The organism is Klebsiella sp. KP20-425-1 (assembly GCF_025813515.1).
Taxonomy (GTDB): domain Bacteria; phylum Pseudomonadota; class Gammaproteobacteria; order Enterobacterales; family Enterobacteriaceae; genus Klebsiella; species Klebsiella pneumoniae.
This window is the reverse complement of the sequence record NZ_CP109614.1, coordinates 1100361-1115809: the sequence shown is the minus strand read 5'-3', so window position 1 is coordinate 1115809 and position 15449 is coordinate 1100361. Positions and strand designations below refer to the sequence as shown.

13 protein-coding genes are annotated in these 15449 nt (G+C 61.5%); 6 read left to right on the top strand and 7 right to left on the bottom strand.

From position 1 onward, the window contains the following. Positions 1-4: 4 nt before the first annotated feature. The 5 genes from hycE to hycA all read right to left on the bottom strand — a co-directional run bounded on the left by hycE (position 5) and on the right by hycA (position 5620). Positions 5-1714 carry a formate hydrogenlyase subunit HycE gene (gene hycE / locus OHJ17_RS05535; RefSeq protein ID WP_004151044.1) on the bottom strand — a complete coding sequence of 570 codons (1710 nt, stop codon included), beginning with the start codon at positions 1712-1714 and terminating at the stop codon, positions 5-7. 16 nt (positions 1715-1730) lie between these two features. Further along, complete coding sequence (locus OHJ17_RS05530; protein WP_004149485.1) at positions 1731-2654, bottom strand: respiratory chain complex I subunit 1 family protein; 924 nt, start codon at positions 2652-2654, stop codon at positions 1731-1733. Between the two features lie 2 nt (positions 2655-2656). Continuing rightward, a complete protein-coding gene (gene hycC / locus OHJ17_RS05525; protein ID WP_021312393.1) occupies positions 2657-4483 on the bottom strand; it encodes a formate hydrogenlyase subunit 3 in 1827 nt (608 codons plus the stop codon). Next, complete coding sequence (locus OHJ17_RS05520; protein ID WP_004151047.1) at positions 4480-5088, bottom strand: 4Fe-4S dicluster domain-containing protein; 609 nt, start codon at positions 5086-5088, stop codon at positions 4480-4482. The genes hycC and OHJ17_RS05520 overlap by 4 nt, the downstream gene beginning before the upstream one ends. A gap of 82 nt (positions 5089-5170) precedes the next feature. Then, on the bottom strand, positions 5171-5620 hold the full coding sequence (gene hycA / locus OHJ17_RS05515; RefSeq protein ID WP_002914925.1) for a formate hydrogenlyase regulator HycA: 450 nt from the start codon (positions 5618-5620) through the stop codon (positions 5171-5173). A gap of 209 nt (positions 5621-5829) precedes the next feature. On the opposite strand from hycA, the gene hypA reads away from it, so the two are divergent. The 6 genes from hypA (at position 5830) to flhA (ending at position 11750) form a co-directional block, all read left to right on the top strand. After that, a complete protein-coding gene (gene hypA, locus OHJ17_RS05510) occupies positions 5830-6174 on the top strand; it encodes a hydrogenase maturation nickel metallochaperone HypA (protein WP_004145778.1) in 345 nt (114 codons plus the stop codon). A gap of 3 nt (positions 6175-6177) precedes the next feature. After that, positions 6178-7050 carry a hydrogenase nickel incorporation protein HypB gene (hypB, locus tag OHJ17_RS05505; protein WP_004181043.1) on the top strand — a complete coding sequence of 291 codons (873 nt, stop codon included), beginning with the start codon at positions 6178-6180 and terminating at the stop codon, positions 7048-7050. Beyond that, a complete protein-coding gene (locus OHJ17_RS05500; protein ID WP_002914934.1) occupies positions 7041-7313 on the top strand; it encodes a HypC/HybG/HupF family hydrogenase formation chaperone in 273 nt (90 codons plus the stop codon). Before hypB ends, OHJ17_RS05500 begins: the two co-directional genes overlap by 10 nt. Next, positions 7313-8434 (top strand): hydrogenase formation protein HypD, encoded by a 1122-nt coding sequence (gene hypD / locus OHJ17_RS05495; RefSeq protein ID WP_004151048.1) that lies wholly within the window; start codon positions 7313-7315, stop codon positions 8432-8434. Before OHJ17_RS05500 ends, hypD begins: the two co-directional genes overlap by 1 nt. Next, the gene (gene hypE / locus OHJ17_RS05490; RefSeq protein ID WP_029602215.1) at positions 8431-9441 is read left to right on the top strand and encodes a hydrogenase expression/formation protein HypE; all 1011 of its coding nucleotides are present in this window, start codon (positions 8431-8433) and stop codon (positions 9439-9441) included. Before hypD ends, hypE begins: the two co-directional genes overlap by 4 nt. A 236-nt stretch (positions 9442-9677) precedes the next feature. Continuing rightward, on the top strand, positions 9678-11750 hold the full coding sequence (flhA, locus tag OHJ17_RS05485; protein WP_004185384.1) for a formate hydrogenlyase transcriptional activator FlhA: 2073 nt from the start codon (positions 9678-9680) through the stop codon (positions 11748-11750). A gap of 53 nt (positions 11751-11803) precedes the next feature. Here flhA and OHJ17_RS05480 read toward each other — a convergent pair whose 3' ends face one another. Both OHJ17_RS05480 and OHJ17_RS05475 read right to left on the bottom strand, forming a co-directional pair. Then, positions 11804-13204, bottom strand: a complete 1401-nt coding sequence (locus tag OHJ17_RS05480; RefSeq protein WP_032425199.1) for a glycoside hydrolase family 1 protein — start codon at positions 13202-13204, stop codon at positions 11804-11806. Positions 13205-13254: 50 nt separating this feature from the next. After that, on the bottom strand, positions 13255-15447 hold the full coding sequence (locus OHJ17_RS05475; RefSeq protein ID WP_032433480.1) for a CBM35 domain-containing protein: 2193 nt from the start codon (positions 15445-15447) through the stop codon (positions 13255-13257). Positions 15448-15449 lie beyond the last annotated feature (2 nt).

The window sequence follows — 15449 nt, the reverse complement described above, 5'->3', positions numbered from 1 at the left end:
TTCCTTATTTCAGCGGCGAGTTTTTACGCTCGATGCTGTAGCGCTCCAGCTCTTTGTATGGCACCACTTTGCTCTTCTTCTTGCGTACATCGACCACGGTCATGCGGTCAGTACAGGAGTAGCACGGGTCGAGGCTGCCGATGATCAGCGGCGCATCGGAAACGGTGTTGCCGCGCAGCATATAGCGCAGGGTCGGCCAGTTGGCGTAAGTCGCCGCCCGGCAGCGCCAGCGGTACAGTTTCTGGTTGTCGCCGGTCATGCTCCAGTGGATATCGTCGCCGCGCGGCGCCTCGGAGAAGCCCAGCGCGAAGCGGTGCGGAATATAGGTGAACCCCTCCACCATCAGCGGGCCGCCCGGCAGGTTATCGAGACCGAAATCAATCATATTCAGCGCGGTGTAAACCTCGTTGATCCGCACCTTGAGGCGAGATATCACGTCGCAGCCCTGCTCGCTGTGGACTTCCATCGGCAGCAGGCCGTAACCGACAAACGGGTGGTCGGCGCGGGTGTCGCGGGCGTGGCCGCTGGCGCGCACCATCGGGCCGACGTTGCTGAAGTCGCGGGCGATTTCCGGGTCCAGACGGCCAATACCGACGGTACGCTGTTCCATATTCGGCGTGCTGAGCAGCATATCCACCAGCTCCTGCACGTCGCGCCGCATCTGCTGCGCCAGCTGACGGGTCTGGATCATGTCCTCTTTCAGCAGGTCGCGGCGGATCCCGCCGATCAGGTTCAGGCCGTAGGTTTTACGCGCGCCGGTAAGGATCTCTGCCATCTTCATCGAGGTTTCGCGCACGCGGAAGAACTGCATAAAGCCGGAGTCAAAGCCGGTAAAGTGGCAGGCCAGACCGAGGTTCAGCAGGTGCGAGTGCAGGCGTTCCACCTCCAGCAGAATGGCGCGGATCATCTGCGCCCGCTCCGGCACCACGATGCCCATCGCGTTCTCCACCGAGGTGGTGTAAGCGGTGCTGTGGGCGAAGCCGCAGATGCCGCACACCCGGTCCGACAGGAAGGTCACTTCGTTATAACCCATGCGGGTTTCCGCCAGCTTTTCCATCCCGCGATGGACGTAGAACAGGCGGTAGTCGGCGTCGATAATGTTCTCGCCGTCAACGAACAGGCGGAAGTGGCCTGGTTCATCAGAGGTGACGTGCAGCGGGCCAATCGGCACCACGTTGTTTTTCTTGCTGCCGAGCTCGTTAATAAACTCGTAGGTTTCGGCGTCGGTGGTCGGCGCCGGACGCTGGCGATAATCCATGCTGTCTTTGCGCAGCGGATAGAGTTCGTCCGGCCAGTCGTCCGGCAGCACCAGCCGGCGTTCGTCCGGCAGGCCGACCGGCACCAGGCCGTACATATCACGCACTTCGCGCTCGCCCCATACCGCCGCCGGGACGCGCGGCGTCACCGACGGGTATTCCGGTTTGTTGGCGTCCACTTCCACGCGCACGGTGATCCAGCATTTGGTGCCCTGCTCCATCGACAGCACGTAATAGACCGCGTAGTGGCCGTTGAGCTTACGTTCATCGTTGCCGAACAGCACCGACAGCCAGCCGCCCTGCTGGTAGTAGAGAAACTCCACCACTTCCGGCAGGTAGTTGACCTTCACGGTGATGGTTAACTGGTCTTTGGTCTGCCAGGCTTCGTCCAGCACCACGCCGGGAAAGGCCTGGTGCAGCGCCGCAAGGTAGTGTTGACCGATTTTTTCTTCAGACATGCTCAAACTCTCTTAATCACGCCACCAGCAAGGAGACGAAAGCTAAAAAGGCGAAACCAAACCCGGCCCAGGTGACGCGGGAGGTGGCACAAAAACGCAGACGCGCCATGCTGTTTTCAAACAGCGCGATAATTAGCACCCCAACCACCAGCTTAACGATGGCGACCACCAGCGCCAGCAGCAGGCCGCCGACGCTGAAGCTGGTCATCTGGCCCCACGGGAAGAAGACCCCGACAAACATCTGCAGCACCACCAGCTGTTTGAGGCTGATGCCCCACTTCAGGATGCCAAAGCCGCTGCCGCTGTATTCCGACAGCGGCCCTTCCTGCAGCTCCTGCTCCGCTTCCGCCAGATCGAACGGCAGTTTGCCCATCTCGATAAAGGTGGCGAAGGCGCAGGCGCATAACGCCAGAATCAGTGGAATGCTGCGCGCCGCCGGCCAGTGGTAAAGGGTATCGGTGATGGCGCTGATATGGGTCGAGCCGGCGACCTGCGCCGCCACCCACAGGCCCAACAGCAGGATCGGCTCCACCAGCACGCCGAGCATCGCTTCGCGACTGCTGCCCAGCGCGGTAAACGGGCTGCCGGTGTCCAGACCGGAAATGGCAAAAAAGAAACGGGCGATGGCGAACAGGTAGATCAGGGTGATGAGATCCCCCAGCACCGGCAGCGGGGAGTCTACCGTCACCACCGGCAGCGCGGTGGCGATGGTCAGCATCACGCCCACCATGACGTACGGCGTCAGGCGAAACACCCAGCCCGAGGCGTCAGGACCGACGCTCTGGCGGCCCAGCAGTTTCAGGATATCGCGATACTCCTGCAGTACCCCCGGTCCACGGCGGTTATGCAGCCGCGCGCGGGCGACGCGAACGATCCCGGACAACAGCGGCGCGACGGCAAACAGCACCAGCGCCTGTAGCAATGCAATTAACAGACTCATTCTCAGGCTCCTCGCGAAATGACAATCACCACCAGCACCGCCAGCTCAACCAGCGCGATCCCGCGTAGCAGCGCCGGCGCCGAGGCCGATTGCCAGCCCGGCACCAGACGCACCGGGTTCAGCCAGTGACGCAGCTTCAGCAACGGCGCAAAGGCCTCTTTCACCGGCATGGCAAAGCCGTGGGCCGTTACCACCATCGACTGCTCGTGGTCGTAACCGCAGACCCACGCCGCGCCGCGCGAGCGCGCCGCCAGGCGATCGCCTTTAAAGAAGATCATCAGCAGGAACGGCAGCAGCGGGCAGGCAATAAGCAGCAGCGCGATCATCGGCTGCGACACCACGCTCGATACCTGAGCCTGCACCGGGAAGGCGCCGCTCACCAGCGGCAGCAGCCACGGCGCGGCGATGCCGCCAACGAGGCAGAAAACCGCCGCCAGCACCACGCTCAGGGTCATCAGCCAGGGGGCGCAGGTAGCGTTTTCCGCCTCTTTCGTCCGCGGCGCGCCGAGGAAGGTCACGCCGTAGACTTTCGCCATACACATCACCGCCAGTGCGCCAGTGATCGCCAGGCCAACGGCCAGTAGCGGCCCCAGCAGACGGCCGATAAACAGGTCGCCAGTGCTCATTTTGAAGAAGGATTGATAGATAACCCACTCGCCGGCGAAGCCGTTCAGCGGCGGCAGGGCCGCCATTGCCATCAGCCCCACCAGCATGGCGAGGGAGATCAGCGGCATTTTTTTACCGATGCCGCCCAGCTTCTCGATATCGCGATGACCGGTGCGGAACCACACCGCTCCGGCACCGAGGAACAGCGTGGTTTTGAACAGGCTGTGGTTAATCAGGTGATACATGCCGCCGATAAAGCCCAGCACCATCAGCGTGCTGTTGCGGGTCGCCACGCCGGTGACGAAGGCGCCCAGCCCCAGCAGGATAATGCCGATATTCTCCAGGGTGTGATAGGCCAGCAGGCGCTGAATGTTATGCTCCATCAGCGCATACAGTCCGCCGATAAAGGCGGTGATCATCCCCAGCGCCAGCAGCATCACGCCCCACCACAGCGGCGGCACGCCGCCGGCCAGCGAAACGGTCAGCATGCCGTACAGACCAACCTTCATTACCACCGTGGAAAACAGCGCGGCGGCCGGCGCGCTGGCCCCGGCGTGAGCCTGCGGCGCCCAGCCGTGCAGCGGGATCGCCCCGGCCAGCAGGGCGAACCCCACCAGACCCGGCAGCCAGTGCAGCGGGTTCTGCATCATATCCACCGCCTGAAGGTTGATCTGCGCCAGCTCGAGGGTGCCGTAGGTTGACCACACCAGCCAGCAGGTCCAGGCCATCAGCAGAGTACCGAGACGCCCCAGGGCAAACCACAGCTTACCGGAGGCGGCGCAGCCGGTGAGAAACGCCGCGCAGAGCGCCATGATCTCCGCCATCACCACCAGTGAACCGATATTGGTCACCACCACCGCGCAGGTCGCGGCGGCCAGCAGCAGGTTGACCAGCGGGCCGTTGGCCTTCACCTGCGGGTGGCGATGCCAGCTAATATTGAACAATGACACCGGCAGCGCCGACAGGCCGATGGCCAGCAGCCACAGCGCGTTGACGCCCCCCACCCGTATCGTCAGGTGGAGAAACTGCAGCATGCCGCCGTGGATCCGCTCCGGCATCAGCAGCGCGGCGCCGCCGGCGACCACCAGCATGGCGCTGGCCACCGCGCCGCCGATCCCGGCAATGGCGCCGCTGAGCGGTTTACGCATGGCAAACAGAAAGGCCAGTACGGCGCTGGCGGCATACCACGCCACCGCCTGATTCACTAATCCAATTACACTCATTCCCTCTCCCCCTGTTGCGCCTGGAACAGCGACAAGTCGCCAAGGTCGGTATTAAAGGTCAGCTGGCGTTTACGCTTGCTGGCCTGGGCGATATCACGGCTATCCACCAGCATCAGCGCGTTGGTCGGACAGGTCCGCACGCAGGCCGGGCCCTGGTCATCGAAGTGGCAGAGGTCGCATTTCACGGCAATAGCGCGCACGCCCGGTACCCAGTCGAGCAGCGAGCTGACGCGCGCCGGCGCCGGCGGCGCGGGGGGCGCCAGCCGGGTATTGGCATTCGCCGGGATATCCAGCGGGCGGCTGCCGGAAAATTCAATGGCGCCGAACGGGCAGGCAATGCCGCACAGTTTGCAGCTTACGCACAGGCTCTCGTTGAGCTGGACCGCGCCATCGACGCGCTGGATGGCGTTAACCGGGCAGACGGTGGCGCAGGGAGCATCTTCACAGTGGTGGCACATCTGCGGTGCCGATTCTTTTTCATTACGCATCACCTGCAGCCGCGGCATAGCCTGCAGGCCGTGCTGGCGATGCGTCTCAGAGCAGGCGGCTTCGCAGGTGCGGCAGCCGATACAGACAGTGGAGTCAGCAATTACAAAACGGTTCACCGGGTCATCCTCGGGTGAAAGTCATTTTTGACGAAATCAGGTTGCGCAGGTGTCATTTTCGACACGTGTCGACACCTTACGATCAGTGGGTCAGCGCCAGATGGCTTAAATCCACCGGTTGGTCTTGTTCCATGGCGTCATACAGACGGTCATAGACGGTGGCGATAATCGCCAGATAGTGCTCCAGCACCTGGTCGCGGGAGCGGTTGCTGATGCGGCCGTCCACCGTGCCATCCATTGCGAGGGTGGCCTGAGCAATCAGATACTTATCACCGCCGTTTTTGTTTTCGACGTAGTACTCGATGGTGTGGCTGTTGAAGCCTTCCGCGAGGGCGACGAACACCTGAAAATGGCCGAACAGCACGAAGCACAGCTCTTTGTCCGGCGCGCAGCTCATCGCGTGATGCAGGCGGGCCTTCGACAAGGTGATCCCCTGAACCAGCGAGTTACAGTAGATGTGCCACTGCTCCTGCTGCTGCCGGTGACGGTCGGCGATGTAATCCGCCTTTTCACTTATTTCCCAAATAGTCATATCGGTTTCTCCGTAGCATGAGATGCACCCTCCAAGCATTTTTCATGCCAGGTTTTATTTAATTGATTTAACTATGTTTTTTTATCGACCTCTGCCGATGCGACATGTCGATGACAGCCCCGGGGCGTCGACATCGACATTGACTGCCACGACGATTTCATTCTGGCATCGTTATTGCATAGAAGGCGCATCGCGATACGGAGGCGACTATGCACGAAATCACCCTCAGCCAGCGGGCGCTGGAAATTATTGAACAACAGGCGCAGCAGGCCGGCGCGCGGCGGGTTACCGGCGTGTGGCTTAAGGTCGGCGCATTTTCCTGCGTGGAAGCCAGCGCCCTGACCTTCTGCTTTGAGCTGGTCTGCCGCGGCACGCTGGCGGAGGGGTGTGAATTGCATATCACCGAACAACAGGCTGAATGCTGGTGCGATCGCTGTCAGCAGTACGTCCATCTTGTCTCGCAGCACGTTCGCCGCTGCCCGCACTGCAATAACGACCAGCTGCAGATCGTGGCGGATGATGGCTTACAGATTCAGCGTTTAGAATTGGAGTAAATTATGTGTACAACATGCGGCTGTGGCGAAGGCAACCTCTATATTGAAGGAGACGAACGAAACCCGCATTCCGCGTTCCGCAGCGCCCCCTTCGCGCCCGCCCCACGCCAGACGATGACCATCACCGGTGTCAAAACCGACCACTTCGCCCCCACCCGCACGCCAGAGGGCGACCTGCATTACGGCCACGGCGAAGCGGGTACCCACGCCCCGGGGCAGAGCCAGCGGCGGATGCTGGAAGTGGAGATCGACGTGCTGGATAAAAACAACCGCCTGGCGGCACGCAACCGCGCACGCTTCGCAGCAAAACAGCAGCTGGTGCTGAATCTGGTTTCCAGCCCCGGCTCCGGCAAAACCACCCTGCTCACCGAAACCCTCACCCGGCTGAAAGGACGCGCCGACTGCGCGGTGATTGAAGGCGATCAGCAAACGGTCAATGACGCCGCCCGCATTCGCGCCACCGGCACCCCGGCGATTCAGGTCAATACCGGGAAAGGCTGCCATCTCGACGCCCAGATGATCGCCGACGCCGCCCCGCGCCTGCCGCTGGCTGACCGCGGCATTCTGTTTATCGAAAACGTCGGCAACCTGGTCTGCCCGGCCAGCTTTGATCTCGGCGAGCGCCATAAGGTGGCGGTGCTGTCGGTCACCGAAGGCGAAGACAAACCGCTGAAGTATCCGCATATGTTCGCCGCCGCCAGCCTGATGCTGCTCAACAAAGTCGACCTGCTGCCGTATCTCAATTTCGACGTTGAGCGGTGCCTGGCCTGCGCCCGCGAGGTCAATCCGCATATTGAAATTATTCTTGTCTCCGCCACCAGCGGCGAAGGCATGGAGCAATGGCTCACCTGGCTGGAGACGCAGCGATGTGCATAGGCATTCCGGGACAAATTTGCGCCATCGACGGCGTGCTGGCGAAGGTGGAAGTTTGCGGTATTCAGCGCGACGTCGACCTGACGCTGGTCGGCGCCGTTGATGAGCAGGGCCAGCCGCGGCTCGGCCAGTGGGTGCTGGTGCACGTCGGCTTCGCCATGAGCGTCATTAATGAAGCCGAAGCCCGCGACACCCTCGAGGCGCTGCAAAATATGTTTGACGTGGAGCCGGACGTCGGCGCGCTGCTGTACGGCGAGGAGCGATAATGCGTTACGTAGATGAATACCGCGCCCCCGAACAGGTGATGCAGCTGGTGGCCCATCTTCAGCAGCGTGCTCGTCTGCTGCCGCACACCGCCGCGCGACCGCTGCGCATCATGGAGGTCTGCGGCGGCCATACCCATGCCATTTTTAAATTCGGGCTCGACCAACTGTTGCCGGAGAACATCGAATTTATTCATGGTCCCGGCTGTCCGGTGTGCGTCCTGCCGATGGGGCGCATCGACGCCTGCATTGAGATTGCCAGCCGCCCGGGAGTGATCTTCTGCACCTTCGGCGACGCCATGCGCGTGCCGGGTAAAAACGGCTCGCTTCTGCAGGCGAAAGCCCGCGGCGCCGATGTCCGCATCGTTTACTCGCCGATGGACGCTCTGCGGCTGGCGCAGCAAAATCCGCAGCGCGAGGTGGTCTTTTTTGGTCTCGGTTTCGAAACCACCATGCCCGCTACCGCCCTGACCCTGCGTCAGGCGCGAGAGCGCAACGTCGATAACTTCTACTTTTTCTGCCAGCACATCACCCTGCTGCCGACCCTGCGCAGCCTGCTGGACCAGCCGGAGAACGGAATCGACGCCTTTCTCGCCCCGGGCCACGTCAGTATGGTGATCGGCACCGAGGCCTACGGCTTTATCGCCAGCGACTATCACCGTCCTTTAGTGGTCGCCGGTTTCGAACCGCTTGATCTACTGCAAGGCGCGGTGATGCTGGTTGAGCAGACAATAGCGCAGCGCAGCGATGTGGAAAATCAGTACCGTCGCGTGGTGCCGGATGAGGGCAACCCGCTGGCGCAGGCGGCGATGGCCGACGTCTTCCGCCTGGATGGCGACAGCGAATGGCGCGGCCTGGGGGTCATCAGCGACTCCGGCGTGCAGCTTACGCCAGCCTATCAGCGCTTCGATGCCGAGGCGCATTTTCGCCCGGCGCCGCAGCGCGTGTGCGACGACCCGCGCGCCCGCTGCGGCGAGGTGCTGACCGGCCGCTGTAAACCGCACCAGTGCCCGCTCTTCGCCAGCACCTGCAATCCGCAAAGCGCCTTTGGCGCGCTAATGGTCTCCTCTGAAGGGGCCTGCGCCGCCTGGTATCAATATCGCAGTCAGGAAAATGAAGTATGAAAAGCGTCCAGTTAGCCCACGGTAGCGGGGGACAGGCAATGCAGCAGCTGATCGGCGACCTGTTTATGCAGGCCTTCGCCAACCCCTGGCTGGCGGAGCAGGAGGATCAGGCGCGCCTCGATCTGGCGGCGCTCGCCGCCCAGGGAGACCGCCTCGCCTTCTCCACCGACAGCTACGTGATTGACCCGCTGTTCTTTCCCGGCGGCAATATCGGCAAGCTGGCCGTCTGCGGTACCGCCAACGATGTGGCGGTCAGCGGCGCCATCCCGCGCTATCTTTCCTGCGGCTTTATTCTCGAAGAGGGGCTGGAGATGGCCACCCTGGAAGCGGTGGTCGCCAGCATGGCAGACACCGCCCGGGCGGCAGGGATCGCCATCGTCACCGGCGACACTAAAGTGGTGCCGCGCGGCGCGGCGGATAAGCTGTTTATTAACACCGCCGGCATCGGCGCCATCCCGGCGGACATTCGCTGGGGGACGCAGCAGATTAGCGCCGGTGATGTGCTGCTGGTCAGCGGCACGCTGGGGGATCATGGCGCCACCATCCTTAACCTGCGCGAGCAGATGGGGCTGGACGGCGCGCTGTCCAGCGACTGCGCGGTGCTGACGCCGCTTATCCAGACCCTGCGCCCGCTGAGCGGTGTGAAAGCCCTGCGCGACGCCACCCGCGGCGGGGTTAACGCGGTCGCCCATGAGTTCGCCGCCGCCAGCGGCTGCGGCATCGAACTGCAGGAGGCAACGCTGCCGGTCAACGACACGGTGCGCGGCGTCTGCGAGCTGCTTGGTCTGGACGCCCTGAACTTCGCCAATGAAGGCAAGCTGGTGCTCGCCGTCGCCCGCGACGAGGCGGAAAACGTGCTGGCGCATTTGCGGTCTCACGCGTTAGGACGCGATGCGGCGATAATCGGCGAAGTGGTCGCCCGCCCGGGCGTACGTTCCGTTGGGCTGTACGGCGTGAAGCGGACGCTCGATCTTCCCCACGCCGAACCGCTGCCGAGAATTTGTTAACGACGGCGTCGGGTCCCGGATAGCGGCTGGCGCCTTTTCCGGGCTACAAAACTGCGCGCACATGTAGCCCGGCTAAGCGCAGCGCGAGCCGGGAAAAAGCCAGCGTAATTATTTTGCCCAAACCAGCGGGCGCCCATGGATGGGTTAAAGCGGCAATAACCGCTTTATTAACATACTATTATTTGTACCATCATTTTCTTATGCGCCGCGTTGTCGGCGCGTTTTGGACGTAAGCAATGTCGTATACACCGATGAGCGATCTCGGCCAGCAGGGGCTGTTCGATATCACCCGGCTTTTATTACAGCAGCCCGATCTGGCCGCGCTAAGCGAAACCCTGACCCGTCTGGTGCAACAGTCCGCGCTGGCCGATGAGGCGGCCATCATCCTGTGGAACGCGGGTAATCACCGCGCGGCCAGGTACGCCTGCGATGAGGCCGGCCATCCGGTAAGCTACGAGGATGAAACCGTCCTGGCCCACGGTCCGGTGCGTCGCTTACTCTCCCGGCCGGATGCCCTGCATTGCGATCATGAAACCTTTGCCGACACCTGGCCGCAGCTTATCCGCAGCGGACTGTATCGTCCGTTCGGTTACTACTCGCTGCTGCCGCTGGCGGCGGACGGGCGGATCTTCGGCGGCTGCGAATTCCTCCGCCGTGACAACCGGCCGTGGAGCGAGAAAGAGTTCCAGCGGCTGCATACCTTCGCGCAGATCGTCGCCGTCGTCACCGAACAGATTCAGAACCGGGTCAGCAATAACGTCGATTACGATCTGCTGTGCCACGAGCGCGACAACTTTCGCATCCTGGTGGCGATCACCAACGCGGTGCTCTCGCGACTGGATATCGACGAGCTGGTCAGCGAGGTGGCGAAAGAGATCCATCGCTACTTCCGGATCGACGCCATCAGCGTGGTGCTGCGCAGCGACCGCAAGGGGAAGCTCAACATCTATTCCACGCATTATCTTGACGCCAGCCACCCGGTTCACGACCAGAGCGAGGTGGATGAAGCCGGCACCCTCACCGAGCGCGTGTTCAAAAGCAAAGAGATGCTGCTGCTTAATCTGCACGAACATGACACTCTCGCGCCGTATGAGAAAATGCTCTTCGAGATGTGGGGCAATAAGATCCAGACCCTGTGCCTGCTGCCGCTGATGTCCGGCAATACCCTGCTCGGGGTGCTTAAGCTGGCGCAGTGCGACGAACAGGTCTTCACCACCACCAATCTCAAGCTGCTGCGGCAGATCGCCGAGCGGGTGTCGATCGCTATCGATAACGCCCTCGCCTACCGCGAAATTCAGCGCCTGAAAGAGCGGCTGGTGGATGAGAACCTCGCGCTCACCGAGCAGCTCAATAATGTCGAGAGCGAATTCGGGGAGATTATCGGCCGCAGCGAGGCGATGAACAATGTGCTCAAGCAGGTCGAGATGGTGGCGCAGAGCGACAGCACCGTGCTGATCCTCGGCGAAACCGGCACCGGCAAAGAGCTTATCGCCCGCGCTATCCACAACCTCAGCGGACGCAACGGTCGGCGGATGGTGAAGATGAACTGCGCGGCGATGCCCGCCGGGCTGCTGGAGAGCGATCTGTTCGGCCACGAACGCGGCGCGTTCACCGGGGCCAGCGCCCAGCGTATCGGCCGCTTCGAACTGGCGGACAAAAGCTCCCTGTTCCTCGATGAAGTGGGCGATATGCCGCTGGAACTGCAGCCCAAACTGCTGCGCGTCCTCCAGGAGCAGGAGTTCGAACGTCTGGGGAGCAACAAGCTGATTCAGACCGACGTTCGATTGATCGCCGCCACCAACCGCGATCTCAAGCAGATGGTTATCGACAGGGAATTCCGCAGCGATCTCTACTACCGGCTCAACGTGTTCCCGATCCACCTGCCGCCGCTGCGCGAACGTCCCGACGATATCCCGCTGCTGGTGAAGGCGTTTACCTTTAAAATCGCCCGCCGCATGGGGCGCAATATCGACAGCATTCCGGCGGAAACCCTGCGCACTCTGACGCGTATGGAGTGGCCGGGCAACGTGCGCGAGCTGGAAAACGTTATCGAACGGGCGGTATTGCTCACCCGCGGCAACGTACTGCAGCTCTCCCTGCCGGAGCGGGATATCGTGGAAGCCCCGCGGACGCCGGCGGTCCTGCCTGAGGAAGGTGAGGATGAATATCAGCTGATCGTCCGGGTGCTGAAGGAGAGCAACGGCGTGGTGGCCGGGCCGAAAGGCGCCGCCCAGCGGCTGGGGCTCAAGCGCACCACGCTCCTGTCACGCATGAAGCGGCTGGGTATTAATAAAGACGAACTGGTGTAACCTCGCGCGCTCCCCCTTTCCGCGCCGGTGAGAGGGAGCGCTGGCGCAGCGCGCTATTTATCGCTGGTAAAACCGTTGCTGGTCGCCAGTTCGGCAAACCACAGCGCATTGCGTTTTATCTGTCGCTCGCCGGTCTCCAGATCCAGTCGCCAGAAGCCGTAGCGTCGTTTGAAGGCATTGATCCACGACCAGTTGTCGATAAACGTCCACTGGTGCACGCCAAAGCAGTTCGCGCCGTCGGCTATCGCCCGATGCAGCTGCACCAGATGCTCCTCCATCAGCTGGATGCGGAAAGTATCGTCTATCACCCCGTCCGCCCCGGGCTCGCCCTCTGATTGTCGATCCATCGCGATGCCGATTTCCGCGAGATACCACTTAATATTGCCGTAGTTATCGCGAATATTGGCGGCAATGTCATAGATCGCCTGCGGCAGGATCTCGTTGTTATCACGATAAGGATTAAAGCGGCCCTGCGGGTTCACCGCGTTTTCGAAATAGTATTCCGGAGTGAAATAATCGAGGTCATATTCGCTCTCACGCGCTTTTACCCGCCGCGGCACGTAATAGTTTACCCCAAGAAAATCGATATCCGCGCTGAGGATCAACGCCGCGTCGTCTTTGCTGGTCGTCGGCAGGCAGTCGTGGGCGGCAAGGATCTCGCACAGCGCTTTGGGGAATTCATGTTTTACCAGCGGGTCAAGGAAGCTGCGGTTAAAAAACAGGTCGGCATACCCGGCGGCTTTTTTATCCGCGTCGCTGTCGGTGAGGGTATAGCTCGGGGTCAGGTTGAGCACCACGCCGATCTCGCCCGCCAGCGCCAGTTCACGATAAGCCGTTACCGCTTTGGCGTGCGCCAGCATAATGTTAAACGCCACCTGCGCCGCCAGCCGGCCATCTTTCTTACATGGATAGTGGAAGTCGTACAGGTAGCCTCCCTCAACCGGCACAATCGGCTCGTTGAAGGTTATCCAGTATTTAACCTTATGGCCAAACAGGCTAAAGGCGGTGCGGGCAAAGCGGGCAAACAGCTCGGCTACGTGCGCCGATTCAAAGCCGCCGTACTGTTTCTGCAGCGCTTCCGGCATATCAAAGTGGTAGAGATTGATCATCGGCTCAATGCCGTTAGCGATCATCTCATCCAGATAGGCGTGATAAAAACGCACCGCGTCCGGGTCCGGCGCGCCGGTTTCCAAATCAGCGATCAGTCGTGACCACTGTATCGAGGTACGAAATGAGTTGAAGCCGGTCTGTTTCATCAGCGCCACGTCCTGCGGATACTGATGATAAGTATCACACACGGTCTGCGGCCCTACCTGCTGATAAAATCGCTCCGGCTGTTCGGCAAACCAACTGTCCCAGATGGAACGATGGCGCTTATTGGCGACCCCTTCCGTTTGCGGGCCGGACGCCGCCGCCCCCCACAGGAACCCTTGCGGAAACTGATACTGCTGCATAACCTCTCCTTCGAAAAAAGGCTGCGCCCGTCTGGCGCAGCCTGAACGTACTACTCAGCGACCACTTCGATCGATTTAATGAACATATAGCCCCAGTCGCCGGCGAAGCGGCCGAAGTCAATCTGATTGCTCCCGGCTTTAAGCGTCACCGGTATCCGCAGCTGCTGGCCCTGCTCATCCGTCTGCGGGAAGGCCACGGTCTGCGGAGCGCCCCCGTTGACGACAAACGAGTTCTGCTTACCGCCCCATTTGCCGTTGAAGGTTACATTGAGCAGGAACTGACCGCTCCACGGCGCCTGCACCTGCCAGCTGACCTTATCCCCCTCGTTGGCAAATGGGCCGAGGAAGCCGTCCTCACCAACTGTCAGCGCGTCTTTATCACTCTTCATCACCGTCAGCCGCCCCTCAGCCACGCCATAAACTTCGCCGTGATAACGACAGAAATCCGCTGGCGCTTTCCCCGCCGCCTCGCCCACCGTCACGGTCACGGTTTTGCTGCTTTTCAACAGCCCATCGTCCGCCGTGAACGTCAGCGCATAGGTACCTGGCGCCGTAAACCAGGCCCGGGTTTGAACCCGATCGGCATGGCAGAAATGCACCTGGCCATCGCCGGCGTGCTGCCAGCCCACCTTAACCTCTCGCGACGGCAGGCCATCGTCCTGCCAGCTGGCCGTAAGCTCGACGCCCTGGTCCTGCGTGGTGGTTAGGGCCGGTTCCAGCGTGACAACCGGCGGCTGATTCTCCTCGCTATGCTGCACGCTAATCACATTGGAAGGGGCCGAACGACCACTCTCGTTTTTCGCCGTCACCCGGTAGTAATACGTGTGCCCGAGCTGAAGCTGACGATAATCGTCGCGGAACAGAACCATGGTTTCCGGATTCCATTCGTTAACGCCATCGGAGATATCCCGGCCCACCACCGTCCACGGCCCGGTCGGTGAGGCGGCGCGTTCGACATCGTAGCTGCGACCTACCGCAGCGCCCATCCAGTTGATCGCGAAGGGCGAGGTGCTCTCGCGCAGCAAAGGCGCGTCCGGCTTCGGCAGCGGCGCCATCGTCTGCTGCCCGGCCATCTGCGCCGCGGCGGTGCGCACCAGATCGACCACCCCCTGCTCCTGGTTCGCTTCGCCTTCTTTGGCAAACCCCGGCAGGTGGTAGCTGTAGTGCCCGGTCGACTCCTTATGCCAGTAGAAGCCGCCGTCGTGACGATGGCCGCGGAAGCCCCAGATAAGCCCGCCGGCGGCTTGCGCCCCGTTGACCTCGCTGTGAACAATCGACTGCATAATGGCGTTCAGTTGATCCGCCGGCAGCAGGCCAAACTCGCCGACGAGATAGACTTTTTGTCCGCCGACGGCGCGCAGATCCTGCGTCACCTGCCCGGGATGGTTATTATCGGCATTGGTGTAATAGTGATTGCTGACGATATCCACATTGGGGTCGGTCAACGCAAACGGATTAATTTTCTTATAGGTGCCATCCACAACCAGCTGATGAGGGGCCCACTTTTTAATCCACGCCGCGGTCTGATGCAGGAAATCGGCGTTGGTATCCTCCAGTTCGTTACCGGTTTCCCAGGCCATGATCGCCTTTTCATCATAATAGGCGCGGCCGGTGACGGTATTTGTCCGGATGATAACCTGGCGGATCACATCCAGATAGGCTTTGAAGGTCTTGCTATCGGTCCGATAAAAGTCTTCCGCTTTTTCATGATAGAACGCCGCCAGCTGCTCGCGCCCGCCCCACCACCACCAGTGGTCGATAAACGGCAGGATCAGACGCAATCCCTGTTTATCCGCTTCGGCAATCATGTTGTCATACACCCGCATGGCTTTCTCATTCAGCCGCGGCATGCCGTCCGCCGTTTCCGGCGCCAGAATATGGGTCTCGCGCCCGCAGGCCTTATCAAATTCCTGCTGCACCGACAGCACGTAGACGCGCTGGGCTTTCGCCCCGGTTTGCACCATCGCCTGGATCCAGTTTTGCTGCTCCTGGGCCGTTGGCCATTTAAAGTATTGCCCCCAGCCGCGCGGGTCTGCCCTGCAGGGGCCGCGGGCGTCGTCTTCAATGCGGTGCAGCTCCGGCGCGTGGATCCCGGCGAAACGAAACACCTTGTCGCCGTCCTTGAGGGTGGCGCCGTCGCGAGTGATAAAGTGCGTAAAGTGCGAGCGCTCGGCGGCCAGCGCCCCGCCGGCCGCCAGCGCGGACAGCAGCCCCATCAGCAGCAGGTTTTTCATCGGCTTCATCG